Here is a 12,604-nt window from a genome sequence, read left to right as displayed (position 1 = left end):
TTTTATGACTTTATATTAGAGGCCAGCAGCATCTTTAAGAGCTTCAACTTTATCAGTTTTTTCCCATGTAAATGCAGTATCTGATCCTTCGCGACCAAAGTGGCCATAAGCCGCAGTTTGTTTATACATTGGCTGAATAAGATCCAGCATACGAGTAATACCAAACGGTCTTAAATCGAAATGATCACGTACAAGTTGAATAATCAACTCATCAGAAACTTTTGCTGTACCAAATGTATTAATTGAAATTGAAGTAGGTTCTGCTACACCAATTGCGTAACTCACCTGAATTTCACATTTGTCAGCAAGACCAGCTGCTACAATATTTTTTGCAACATAACGGCCTGCATATGCAGCAGAACGGTCAACTTTAGATGGATCTTTACCAGAGAAAGCACCACCGCCGTGACGAGCCATACCACCGTATGTATCAACAATAATTTTACGACCTGTTAAACCACAGTCACCTACAGGGCCGCCAATAACGAACATACCTGTTGGGTTAATGTGGAATTTAGTCGCAGCGTGGAACATTTCAGCAGGAATGATCGGCTTGATAATTTCTTCAATAACAGCTTCTTTAAGCTGGCTTTGAGTAATTTCAGGATCATGTTGAGTCGATAAAACAACTGCATCTAGGCGTACAGGCTTGCCATTTTCATATGCAAAAGTAACTTGGCTTTTTGCATCTGGGCGTAACCATGGAAGTGTGCCTGAGCGACGAAGCTCAGCCTGACGTTCCATTAAACGGTGAGCATAAGAAATCGGAGCAGGCATTAAAACATCTGTTTCACGGCTTGCATAACCGAACATTAAACCTTGGTCGCCGGCACCTTGATCTTCAGGTTTTTGACGGTCTACACCTTGTGCAATCTCTGGTGATTGTTTACCAATCATATTGATTACAGCACATGTTGATCCATCAAAGCCAAGATCAGAGTGGTGGTATCCAATACCGTTAACAGTATTACGAACAACAGCTTCAACATCAATATTAGCAGTCGTTGTTACTTCACCAGCAAGTACAACAGCGCCTGTTTTTACCAGTGTTTCACATGCAACACGTGCGTATGGGTCTTCTTTTAAGATTGCATCCAAAATAGCGTCGCTAATTTGGTCGGCCATTTTATCGGGATGACCTTCGCTTACAGATTCCGAGGTAAAAACAGCGTACTCGCGCATGAAAGTCCTATCTTGGTTATTTCAAAAGACATAATATGTTACATCGACTTGAGCTTAAGGACCAGTTCATACTGACCAAAAAGCATGAATTTGTTTCATTTATACTGTGTTTTAATTGATAAGTGTATTAGTAAAATTGATATAAAGAATGTTTATTTAAAGTATTGGTATTTTAATAACAAGTTATTAGAGTACTTTTTAGACATATGAATTAACAAAAAGGTTATGTCTTATTAAGTAGGATTTTAAAGAAAAGAAACATGATCGACCTATATAGAGATTTCAAAATATTTTATCTATATATCAAAGTCTAATAGAAGTGCCTGTTCGTATAGGGGAGCAGTATTTAAGAAAATGAGCACTGTTTTGTATAACTTAAAGGTCCAAATGATTTTTGTGTAACCAAGAAACGGTTAAAAATAAAGAAATATACTATGTTGGGGTTTACCCTCAGCCTTTTTTTTAAGACAATATAGCGGCATTGAATTGTTATTCATCTTCTTCTTTTCATCAATCTATTAAAATTGGATTCTGATCTTATGACGACCCCTTTAAACGAACGTCGTATTGCAAATGCAATTCGTGTATTGGCAATGGATGCTGTGCAACAGGCAAACTCAGGGCATCCTGGTGCTCCAATGGGGATGGCAGATATTGCTGACGTCGTCTGGCGCGAGTTTTTAAATCACAACCCAACTAACCCACAATGGGCAAACCGCGACCGTTTCGTTTTATCAAACGGCCATGGTTCAATGTTGCAATATGCTTTGCTTCATTTAACAGGTTATGATCTTTCAATTGAAGATTTAAAACAGTTCCGTCAATTACATTCAAAAACTCCAGGTCACCCTGAATATGGTTATGCACCAGGTATCGAAACTACGACTGGTCCTTTAGGTCAAGGTATTGCTAATGCAGTTGGTTTTGCATTGGCAGAAAAGACTTTAGCTGCCCAGTTCAATAAAGATGATTTAAAAGTAGTTGATCACTTTACTTATTGTTTCTTGGGTGATGGCTGTTTAATGGAAGGTATTTCTCACGAAGTATGTTCTTTAGCAGGTACTTTACAGCTTGGTAAATTGATTGCTTATTATGATGACAATGGCATTTCAATTGATGGTGAAGTAGAAGGCTGGTTCAGCGATGATACAGAAGAGCGTTTTAAAGCCTATGGTTGGCAAGTTCTTCGTGTAGATGGGCATGATGCTGATGCGATTCGTCAAGCAACAATCGAAGCAAAAGCTGAAACTCAAAAACCAACAATCATTATGTGTAAAACGATTATTGGTTTAGGTTCACCAAATAAGCAAGGTAAAGAAGATTGTCATGGTGCGCCATTAGGTAAAGATGAGATTACTTTAACTCGTGAAGCATTAGGCTGGAAAGAAGAAGCATTCGTTATTCCTGCTGATGTATATGCTGCATGGGACGCGAAAGCAAAAGGTACTGAATCTGAAGCAGCTTGGGATGCGGTATTTGCACAATATCAAGCAAAATATCCAACTGAAGCAGCTGAATTACTTCGTCGTATTAGCGGTGATTTACCAGCAGAATTTGCAGCGCAAGCAGATGCATTCATTCGTGAAACAAATGCGAAAGGCGAAACCATCGCAACACGTAAAGCGAGCCAAAACACATTACAAGCATTTGGTCCTTTATTGCCTGAATTACTAGGTGGTTCTGCTGACTTAGCTGGTTCTAACTTAACGCTTTGGAAAGGTTGCCAAGGCATTCAAGAAAACCCAGCTGGTAACTACGTATATTATGGCGTACGTGAGTTCGGTATGACTGCAATTGCGAATGGCGTTGCATTGCATGGCGGTTTTGTTCCTTACGTTGCAACATTCTTAATGTTTATGGAATATGCGCGTAATGCAGTACGTATGTCTGCATTGATGAAACAACGTGTAATTCATGTTTATACACATGACTCAATTGGTCTAGGTGAAGATGGTCCAACTCACCAACCAATCGAACAAATTGCTTCTTTACGTGGTACACCGAACCTAAATACATGGCGTCCTGCTGATACTGTAGAAACTGCTACTGCGTGGAAATCTGCTTTAGAACGTAAAGATGGCCCTACAGCACTTATTTTCTCTCGTCAAAACTTACCATTCCAAGCACGTTCTGAAGAACAAATTCAAAATGTTGCAAAAGGTGGTTACGTTCTTGCTCAAGAAAAAGGCGAATTGAAAGCAATCATTATTGCAACTGGTTCTGAAATTTCTTTAGCAATGGAAGCTTATGCTCAACTTGACGGTGTGCGTGTAGTTTCTATGCCATGTGCAGAAGAGTTTATGAAACAAGATGCTGCATATCGTGAAGCTGTATTACCAGCTCATATCCGTGCACGTGTTGCAGTTGAAGCAGCTCATGTTGACTACTGGTGGAAGTTTGTTGGTCTTGATGGCAAAGTAATTGGTATGACAACTTATGGTGAGTCTGCACCAGCAAAAGACTTGTTCCAATTCTTTGGTATTACAACTGAAGCTGTTGTTGCAGCGGTAAAAGAATTAACTGCTTAAATATTAAAGTAGTGTAAAAAGCGCTCCTCATGGAGCGCTTTTTTATATTTGAAGATTAAATGCTAAGTTCGGTTTGAATACTGATTTGAGACGTCAGTAATTTATGGATAGGGCAGTTCTCGGCAACTTTTAATAAGCGCTTGTGTTGGTCTTCCGTGAATTCACCTTTGAGTGTGATTTTGCGTTCAATATTATTTTGGCCTTTCTCTGGTTCACCATTTGGGTTTAATGCTAAGTCCACTTGAACATGATCAATCTTAATACCTTTAAGATTCGCATACATCTCTAATGTGATGGTAGTGCAAGCACCTAAAGCAGATAGTAAGATTTGAACTGGGTTTGGTGCAGTATCTTGCCCACCTTTGTCTGTAGGTTCATCAGCAAACCATTGATGACCTGAAGGATCGGTAAGAGTTACTCGATATGGAGTGGAAGTACTTTGTGCTTGAGCAGTGTTAGCCATGTTTTACCTTATTATTAATCAAAAATCGAAGTAAAAACGAATTAATTTAAGAGTCCAGACACGGTACGATAGTACCTATACTTTATAATATTGTTTTTAAATAATAACTGTAACGCTTTTATTGTTGCATGGATGAAACATATCGTTTTATAAAGAATAGTGAATTAAATTACTTGATGTATACACTAACGACTATATCAATAAAGGATACGAAAAATGCATCTTAAAACATTAAGCTTCGGTTTGGCAGTAGCATTAGCTAGTTCAGTTACTTTAGCTGCACCAGTCGACTACAAAATTGATCCAACACATACAGCTACTGTTTTCTCGTGGAATCACTTTGGTTTCTCTACTCCAAGCGCTAACTTCTCGGATATCCAAGGTGTAATTAAAGTTGATAATGCTAAACCAGCAAACTCATCTGTTAATGTAACTATTCCTTTAAGCAGCGTAAATACAAACGTTCCTGCTTTGGATAAAGAGTTCCAAGAAGAAGCTTGGTTTAATGCAGCTAAATATCCAAACATTACTTTTAAAAGTACTAAAGTTGAAACCAAAGACAAAAAGCACTTTAAAATTACTGGTGACTTAACTGTTAAAGGTGTAACGAAGCCTGTTGTACTTGATGCTATTTTAAACAAGCAAGGCGAACACCCAATGGCAAAAGTTCCAGCGATTGGTTTCAATGCTACAACTTCATTTAAGCGCTCTGATTTTGGTCTAGGTAACTACGTTCCAAACGTGGGTGATAAAATTACTGTAAACATTACGACTGAAGCAACTGTTGCTAATGCAGCTAAAAAATAAGTTATAAGTTTTCTAAAAAGCCCTCATCTTTGAGGGCTTTTTTATTTAGATTGGTTCTTTTTTATCTGGATCTATAAATACTAAAGGGACTGAAGGATCAATATTCCTTTTTTCAGATTTTTCTCTTAGGAATTGGTAAGTAGGAACCTTCATTTTTGCCTGATCACGTAATTTCTTTTTTATATAAAGAACAAGAGCAAAACATGTTGTTGCAACAGTGAGCATCATACCATTCATATAGCTCATAATTGAACTTACATAACCGATGGTGGTTAATCGGTGCATCATACGTTCAACCTGAGTACTACTTTCAATTCCGGTAATTGCCCAGCTACATAAATGTTCGCAGTTGTTAATAATGAGATGATAGTGGTTTTCATGCATGCGTGAACGCATTCGACGCACGACTGCTTTTCCTTTATAGCGTGGTGTGTCATAAGAGCGAACGTGAATTTTTTTGCCATGCGAGAATGCATCTATTGAGGTGATCTCAATCGGACGTTTTTTGATGAAATGTGCTAAGCCAGAATAATGGATAACTCGACCTCTCCCAGCATATATACCATGGTGGCTATAGCCGAGATGCTTTACGATGAGATGAGCCCCTAGAGGGTAGCGTTTATTCGATTGCTGCATGCTTACGCTGATCCAATAAAGTGTAAATGGCTTTTATTGAAAAGCTGCCAACCATTATAACCAATATCAGCAATGCAGAGTGTATTGATTACGTCGAATGAATGAGTTTGGCACATACCCAATCTATTTGTCTTTATTGTATATAATTTAAAGATTTCATATGAAGGAAAAATGTCATGCTTGGTGGTACTAAATGAAATGGTTGATGTGGTGCTTAACGATATATGGTCTTTTGATTCAGTCTGTCTATGCCATAGAACATCAGCAAGTTAAAACAGCGGAAGGTGACCAATATGATGTGATTGCAATTAGCAATTTAAAACAGTTACGTCTGTTTCTTAAGAATTCCAATAATCAACAATATTACAAAAGCTTTAGTAATATTCAGAAAAATTTAAAGCGATGTGAACGTCTTTCTTTTGCAATGAATGCAGGGATGTTTCATCCGGGATTTTCTCCAGTAGGGCTATTTGTTGAACAAGCTAAAGTGATTCAGCCATTGAATGAAAATAAAGGATTGGGAAATTTCTTTTTACAGCCGAATGGTGTGCTAGGTTGGAATAAAAAACAGGCCTTTATTTTAACAACGCATCAATATAGCCAACGAGATTTCAACCTTGAGTATGCGACACAATCTGGCCCGATGTTAGTTATTGATGGGAAGATAAACTCCCTTTTTTTACCAGACTCTCAATCGAATAAAATTCGTAATGGTGTTGGTATTCGAAATAATAAGCTTTACTTTGTAATATCGAAAAATAGTGTGAGTTTCTACAGATTTGCTCAGTTCTTTCAAAGAAATCTTAAGGCAGAGCAGGCTTTATATCTCGATGGTTCTATTTCTAGTTTATATATTCAAAAAAACAAGCGTAATGATCAATTGTTTGAAATGGGGCCAATTGTTGGTTCGGTTGAACAAACAGATTGCCGAATAAAGTGAAATATAAAAAAGCCAGTACAAGACTGGCTTTTTTATTAGTGAATAGATGGTTTTTGAGTGAGTTCATTTAACTCTTTTCGGCTATAACCACGGGAAATAAGAACTTTTTTTATTCCCTTAATGACATCTTCATCTGTTGCTAGTGCAAGAGCACTTAGAAGTTGTTCATTTGTTTTACATGAGCAGTCATTTTCAACACAAGCAGTTTGGTTTTTATGCTCGTTATGCTGTTGATCTGCTAAGAACAGCTTTTGCCAAAAACTCATAGAGCCTTCATATACAACCTAACATAGCTCGAAATATAGCCAATTTAAAATAAAATACAAGTCTCTATAAGTGATAAATCCACCAATTGAACTCAAGAATTTTCGATAGGAATGCTCGAGTTAAACGAAATTATGACGAATAGATGACTTGATATTTTTTGAAAATTTAAATACTTAACTAATAAAGTGTTAAAAAATAAGGAGGTACAAAACCTCCTTATTTTAAACTTTACAATGAAAGATTTTGTTTAAATCTTCTCAAGTAAAACACCTGACTCAACATGATGCGTATAAGGGAATTGATCGAACAATGCAAACTTAGTAATACGGTGAGTTAAACCTAATATTTTTAAGTTCTCATACAATGTATCTGGGTTGCATGAAATGTAAATAATACGTTCAAAACCTTGTAATAATTTCAAAGTTTCATCATCAATCCCTGCACGTGGGGGATCAACAAATACGGTATCAAAATCATAGCTCTGAATATCAATATTTGCTTCTTGTAGACGGCGGAATTCGCGCTCACCTTGATAAGCTTGAGTGAATTCTTCAGCTGAAAGACGGGCTACTTGAATATTATCAATCTGATTTTGTTCAATGTTCCATTGAGCGGCATAAACGGAAGATTTTGCAAGTTCTGTTGCTAAAACGCGTTCAAACTTTAAAGAAAGTGGAAGAGTAAAGTTACCGTTACCACAGTACAGCTCTAATAAATGCTTTTTCGATCCTTCTGCCGCATCACATGCCCATTGCAGCATTTTTTTGCAAACTTGTGCATTTGGCTGAGTAAAGCTACTTTCAATTTGTTTGTATTTAAATGAACGGTTTAAAAGTTCGAATTCTTCAACGACGAAATCATTGCCAATAATAATTTTCTGGCCACGACTGCGGCCCATAATTTTAATGTCTAACTTCTCAGCAAGCGCTTTAGCTGCCTGTTCCCATTCTTGATCTAGTTTACGGTGGTAAATTAAGGTAACTAACATTTCTCCGCTAAGTGTAGCGAGGAAATCAGCTTCGAATATACGGCTAGAAAGCTTGGGTTCCGCTTTGAGTTCTTCCAAAAGTTTTGGCATTAAATCATTAATGCTTTGGTCCGCAATAGGAAATTCATCAATGCGTACAACTGTTTTTTGCTTGTCATCATCGTTACGTTCAAACATGGCATAGAACATGTCATTTTCTGTATGCCAGATACGAAACTCAGCACGCATACGGAAATGTTGTTCAGGTGACTCAAACACTTCTAATGTAGGTGGAGTAAATTCAGAAAATTGGGCAGTAATGCGGTCAATTTTAGTTTGAAGTTGTTGATGATAAGAAGAGGTCATAGACAAAGAAAATTTAGACAGAATCAAATAGTGAATGGTATCAAAAAAAATGGGGTTACAGGAGCCAATTTTAGCTAGATATCAATAAGCAAGACTAACGTTAAAATTAAGGATGTTTCAAAACGCGATTAATAAAATCTGCTTTTATTGTTCTATATTGATCATGATCTAAATGGCTACATTCTAATTTTAATTGGTTATATTCGTTGACTAGAGCTGGAGAATCCATAAGCTTATTTCTAAATGTTAAGAAAAATGTGAATACTGAATCCGTTACTACAATTTGAAATGCCACATCATCGTTATTGAGTGATTCGAGCATACAAAGCTCATGTGTTCTTAGTGTGTTTTGCTTCTCTACAAAATTAAGGGTTTTTAACTTCGCTATTGCGAATTCAAAATGCTCAGGTTTAACTTCAATGTAAATATCTAGATCACCTTTTGAAATTGCATTAGGTATTGCAGATGAACCAATGTGCTCAATTTGGGCAAATTGTAGAAGTGAGGAAATATCTTTTTTATACGAATTAAAAAGTTGAGTGCATCTTTGTTGATATTGTTCTGGTTCTAAAAAGACCATTATGAAAATCTCAATTTGATAAAATTTATATATTTAAGAATAGATTACTTTATTAAATAAAAAAGCCCAAATACTGAGATTTGGGCTTTTTTAGAAAAATGATGGATTAATCAGTCATTGTCATTAAGCTTGCGTTACCACCAGCTGCAGCTGTATTCACACTAATCGCACGCTCAATCACTAAACGTTCAAGTGGAATATTCTCATTTGGCTCAACGTGCGTAATACCAACAATTGCACCAGAACGTTTAGCAACTTCTTGCTGTAATGAGAAGATTTCTTCACGGTTACCATGATGTAAAACTGCATCAAAATCATCTGATGTAATATTTTTAACCGTAGTAATTGCTGCAAGTACATCTTTTGGCAAAGTTTGTTTGTATTTTGCCAATAATGGACTATTTGGCATTACTGCTGCTTGGCTACCCACTGCAAAAATTGCGAGCAACTGATGCAATTGATTTTGTTCAGTGTCTGCAATTGAAAGCACACGATGGCGCGGCAAAATAATATATTGGTTACTTTCCCCAGTAGGGCCTTGTAACTCATAGAATTTACCCACACCAAATGGTTCAATCTCACGATTTGCTTGCGGTAAATGCTGTTTCGCCCAATTTTGTAAGCTCTGATAAACCTCACGGTTAAAGCCTTCAAAAGCAGTTTGCTCATTCTTCATGGCAAATGGTGTTGCCAGTACTTTGTTTGAACAGTGCTGCATTAAGCGGTACATATAGAGCGGACCACCAGCTTTTGGACCTGTACCAGATAGACCTTCACCACCGAATGGTTGTACACCAACTACAGCACCAACAATATTACGGTTGATATAGAGGTTACCAACTTCAGCATGCTGAATGACGGTTTGGATGGTTTCATCAATACGGGTATGTAGACCCATTGTTAAACCATATCCTTTGGCATTAATACGTGAAATGAGTTGTTCGAGTTCACCATACTTATAGGTAATGATGTGTAAAACTGGACCAAAGACTTCACGTTGCAAATCATCAAGATTAGGTAACTCAATTGCCGTTGGTATAACAAAAGTTCCTTTATCTAATTCATTCTGGCTTGTTGCACCAAACATCAACTGATGTACAGGGTAGCCTTTAGATTTCATTTTTTTGATGTGCTGGTCAATCGTCTGCTTTGCTTCATCATCAATAACAGGACCAATGTCAGTTTTTAAAATTGCAGGGTTACCTACGATCAACTGTTGCATTGCACCTTTAAGCATTTTAATTACGCTTGCAGCACTGTCTTCTTGCACACATAAAATACGTAAAGCAGAGCAACGCTGACCCGCGCTATCAAAAGCAGAACTTACAACATCGAGTACGACTTGTTCAGTTAATGCGGATGAATCCACAATCATGGCGTTTTGACCGCCAGTCTCTGCAATGAGAGGAATAGATTGGCCATTATCAGATAAACGTTTTGCAACAGTTTTCTGTAAAATTTTGGCAACTTCAGTCGAGCCAGTAAACATGATGCCATTGATACGACTATCTTGGCTAAGCTGTGCACCCACTGTTTCACCACGGCCGGGAAGTAGCTGTACAGCACCATGTGGAATACCAGCTTCCCATAAAATCTGAACGGCTTGAGCTGCGATCAATGGCGTTTGTTCAGCAGGTTTAGCAATAACACAGTTACCACTCACTAATGCGGCAGCAATTTGACCAGAGAAAATTGCAAGAGGGAAGTTCCATGGGCTAATACAAAGTACTGTACCTAAAGGTTCAATCGCTGTATTCGCAGGAAGATTCTCAACTTGAGTTGCGTAGTAACGTAAGAAATCTACAGCTTCACGAACTTCTGCAATCGCATTTGCATAAGTTTTACCACTTTCACGGCAAAGCAAAACCATCAATTCTTGAATGCGGCTTTCCATGAGGTCTGCTGCACGTTTTAAGTATTGAGCACGTTGTTCTTTAGGCGTGTTTGACCATTCAGATTGAGCTTGTTCAGCTGCATTCAATGCAATTTCGACATGCTTAAGATCAGCTTCTTGCACGTGCCCAACAATTTCATCATTTTGTGCTGGGTTTGTAATTGCAACAGAATGACCTTGCTCTAATGAATCGTTATTTGCCAATAATGGATGGCTTTGCCAAATACGATTACGGAGCTGTTGAGCTGTGCTATCTAAAGCTTCAAGTGGGGCATCATTTGCTAAATCATAGCCTTTAGAGTTTTTACGGAGTGATCCGTACATATCTAAAGGTAATGGAATTGATGGGTGTTTTAAACCAACTGAACCTTCAAGCTTAGCAGCATGACGAATATCATAAATTGGAGACTGGATAAGATCTTCAACTTTAAGTGTTTTATCGGCAATACGGTTAACGAATGAAGTATTCGCGCCATTTTCAAGTAAACGACGAACTAAATAAGCTAACAATGTTTCATGGTTACCAACAGGAGCATAAATACGGCATGGCACGCCTAATTTATTTTGCTCACGTGGACCAACAACTTGTTCATAAAGCGGTTCACCCATGCCATGTAAGCATTGGAATTCATATTGACCCGCATAATATTTGCTTGGATCAGCTAACTGATAGATCGTTGCCAATGTTTGAGCATTATGAGTTGCAAATTGAGGATAGATGAAATCTGGCGCAGCAAGTAATTTTTTTGCACAAGCGATATAAGATAAATCTGTATGTACTTTACGTGTGAAGACAGGGTAGTCATCCATACCTTCGATTTGTGCTTTCTTAATTTCGCTATCCCAATATGCACCTTTCACAAGACGGATCATGAGACGTTTTTGGCTGCGTTTAGCAAGGTCAATAATATAATCAACCACGAAGAAACAGCGTTTTTGGTAAGCCTGAATAACGAAGCCAATGCCTTTCCAGTTTGCAAGTTCTGGCTCGAAACAAAGACGTTCAAGTAACTCAAGTGAAATTTCTAAGCGTTCTGATTCTTCTGCATCAATATTTAAACCAATATTGTAATTTTTAGCTAAAAGAGCGAGTTCAAATACTTTGCCGTAGAGTTCTTGATGAACACGTTCAATTTGTGCACGTTGATAGCGAGGGTGTAAAGCAGAAAGCTTGATTGAAATACCCGGGCCATCATAAACGCCTTTACCATTCGATGCTTTACCAATTGCATGAATGGCTTGCGTATAATCGTTAAAGTAACGTTCAGCATCATGTTCGGTTAATGCTGCTTCACCCAACATGTCGTACGAATAGCGAAAACCTTTTTCTTCGAGTACTTTCGCATGGTCTACAGCTTCTTCAATGGTTTCACCAGTTACAAACTGCTCACCCATCATACGCATTGCAACGTCAACAGCTTTACGAATAATGCCACGTCCACTACGTGCTAAAAGGCCAGTAAGTACACTTGAAAGACTGGTTTGCTTTGGAGTTTCCATAAGCTTACCAGTTAACATGAGGCCCCATGCCGCAGCATTTACAAACATTAAGCTGCTTTGGCCAACGTGTTCTTTCCAGTTACCTTGATTGATCTTATCTCGAATAAGTAAATCACGTGTTGCAGAATCTGGAATACGAAGCAAAGCTTCAGCAAGACACATGAGTGCCACGCCTTCTTGTGAAGAAAGAGAGAATTCTTGTAATAACCCTTGAACAATACCTGCTTTACCCGAAGAGGTCTTACGTTCACGTAAATTATTAGCAAGATTAAAAGCAAGGTCATAAATTTTATGATCTAAATCATCAGATACCGCAGCAGCTTGTAATAGCTCTTCTACAGCTTCTGGTTCAGCACGTCGCCAAGCTGTATTGATGCGTTGTTCAAACTCACTTTTATCGTTGAATTCGGTGATATAGCCTTGGTGAGATTTATCCATTTGATGAAAAGTATCCATTGTGTTCATATCTGTTTC

At 37.9% G+C, this 12,604-nt stretch carries 10 protein-coding genes; 3 read left to right on the top strand and 7 right to left on the bottom strand.

The features are described 5' to 3' along the window. Positions 1 to 15: 15 nt before the first annotated feature. A complete protein-coding gene (gene metK / locus AOLE_RS11090; protein ID WP_004792802.1) occupies positions 16 to 1,182 on the bottom strand; it encodes a methionine adenosyltransferase in 1,167 nt (388 codons plus the stop codon). Between the two features lie 539 nt (positions 1,183 to 1,721). On the opposite strand from metK, the gene tkt reads away from it, so the two are divergent. Continuing rightward, positions 1,722 to 3,710, top strand: coding sequence for a transketolase (gene tkt / locus AOLE_RS11085; protein ID WP_013198111.1), 1,989 nt, complete (start codon positions 1,722 to 1,724; stop codon positions 3,708 to 3,710). A gap of 55 nt (positions 3,711 to 3,765) precedes the next feature. Here the strand turns inward: tkt and AOLE_RS11080 are convergent, their stop codons facing one another. Then, positions 3,766 to 4,173, bottom strand: a complete 408-nt coding sequence (locus AOLE_RS11080; RefSeq protein WP_013198110.1) for an OsmC family protein — start codon at positions 4,171 to 4,173, stop codon at positions 3,766 to 3,768. Between the two features lie 216 nt (positions 4,174 to 4,389). On the opposite strand from AOLE_RS11080, the gene AOLE_RS11075 reads away from it, so the two are divergent. After that, positions 4,390 to 4,980, top strand: a complete 591-nt coding sequence (locus AOLE_RS11075; protein ID WP_013198109.1) for a YceI family protein — start codon at positions 4,390 to 4,392, stop codon at positions 4,978 to 4,980. Between the two features lie 45 nt (positions 4,981 to 5,025). Here AOLE_RS11075 and AOLE_RS11070 read toward each other — a convergent pair whose 3' ends face one another. Then, the gene (locus AOLE_RS11070) at positions 5,026 to 5,616 is read right to left on the bottom strand and encodes a lecithin retinol acyltransferase family protein (protein ID WP_013198108.1); all 591 of its coding nucleotides are present in this window, start codon (positions 5,614 to 5,616) and stop codon (positions 5,026 to 5,028) included. A gap of 193 nt (positions 5,617 to 5,809) precedes the next feature. On the opposite strand from AOLE_RS11070, the gene AOLE_RS11065 reads away from it, so the two are divergent. Continuing rightward, complete coding sequence (locus AOLE_RS11065; RefSeq protein WP_023274252.1) at positions 5,810 to 6,556, top strand: phosphodiester glycosidase family protein; 747 nt, start codon at positions 5,810 to 5,812, stop codon at positions 6,554 to 6,556. Between the two features lie 35 nt (positions 6,557 to 6,591). Here the strand turns inward: AOLE_RS11065 and AOLE_RS11060 are convergent, their stop codons facing one another. The 4 genes from AOLE_RS11060 to putA form a co-directional block, all read right to left on the bottom strand. Beyond that, on the bottom strand, positions 6,592 to 6,822 hold the full coding sequence (locus AOLE_RS11060; protein ID WP_003651412.1) for a hypothetical protein: 231 nt from the start codon (positions 6,820 to 6,822) through the stop codon (positions 6,592 to 6,594). A 248-nt stretch (positions 6,823 to 7,070) separates the two neighbouring features. Then, entirely contained in the window at positions 7,071 to 8,156 is a 1,086-nt protein-coding gene (trmA, locus tag AOLE_RS11055) for a tRNA (uridine(54)-C5)-methyltransferase TrmA (protein WP_013198106.1), read from the bottom strand. 106 nt (positions 8,157 to 8,262) lie between these two features. After that, complete coding sequence (locus AOLE_RS11050; RefSeq protein ID WP_013198105.1) at positions 8,263 to 8,736, bottom strand: GrpB family protein; 474 nt, start codon at positions 8,734 to 8,736, stop codon at positions 8,263 to 8,265. A gap of 106 nt (positions 8,737 to 8,842) precedes the next feature. Beyond that, entirely contained in the window at positions 8,843 to 12,595 is a 3,753-nt protein-coding gene (gene putA, locus AOLE_RS11045; protein ID WP_013198104.1) for a trifunctional transcriptional regulator/proline dehydrogenase/L-glutamate gamma-semialdehyde dehydrogenase, read from the bottom strand. Between the last annotated feature and the right edge of the window lie 9 nt (positions 12,596 to 12,604).

Origin of the sequence: Acinetobacter oleivorans DR1 (assembly GCF_000196795.1) — a bacterium.
Classification (GTDB): domain Bacteria; phylum Pseudomonadota; class Gammaproteobacteria; order Pseudomonadales; family Moraxellaceae; genus Acinetobacter; species Acinetobacter oleivorans.
This window is presented reverse-complemented; position numbering and strand designations above follow the sequence as displayed.

What these genes read in the sequence shown, in the direction of transcription:
- metK (WP_004792802.1), bottom strand. Translation starts at nt 1,182, where the DNA reads ATGCGCGAGTACGCTGTTTTTACCTCGGAATCTGTAAGCGAAGGTCAT.
- tkt (WP_013198111.1), top strand. Translation starts at nt 1,722, where the DNA reads ATGACGACCCCTTTAAACGAACGTCGTATTGCAAATGCAATTCGTGTA.
- AOLE_RS11080 (WP_013198110.1), bottom strand. Translation starts at nt 4,173, where the DNA reads ATGGCTAACACTGCTCAAGCACAAAGTACTTCCACTCCATATCGAGTA.
- AOLE_RS11075 (WP_013198109.1), top strand. Translation starts at nt 4,390, where the DNA reads ATGCATCTTAAAACATTAAGCTTCGGTTTGGCAGTAGCATTAGCTAGT.
- AOLE_RS11070 (WP_013198108.1), bottom strand. Translation starts at nt 5,616, where the DNA reads ATGCAGCAATCGAATAAACGCTACCCTCTAGGGGCTCATCTCATCGTA.
- AOLE_RS11065 (WP_023274252.1), top strand. Translation starts at nt 5,810, where the DNA reads ATGAAATGGTTGATGTGGTGCTTAACGATATATGGTCTTTTGATTCAG.
- AOLE_RS11060 (WP_003651412.1), bottom strand. Translation starts at nt 6,822, where the DNA reads ATGAGTTTTTGGCAAAAGCTGTTCTTAGCAGATCAACAGCATAACGAG.
- trmA (WP_013198106.1), bottom strand. Translation starts at nt 8,156, where the DNA reads ATGACCTCTTCTTATCATCAACAACTTCAAACTAAAATTGACCGCATT.
- AOLE_RS11050 (WP_013198105.1), bottom strand. Translation starts at nt 8,736, where the DNA reads ATGGTCTTTTTAGAACCAGAACAATATCAACAAAGATGCACTCAACTT.
- putA (WP_013198104.1), bottom strand. Translation starts at nt 12,595, where the DNA reads ATGAACACAATGGATACTTTTCATCAAATGGATAAATCTCACCAAGGC.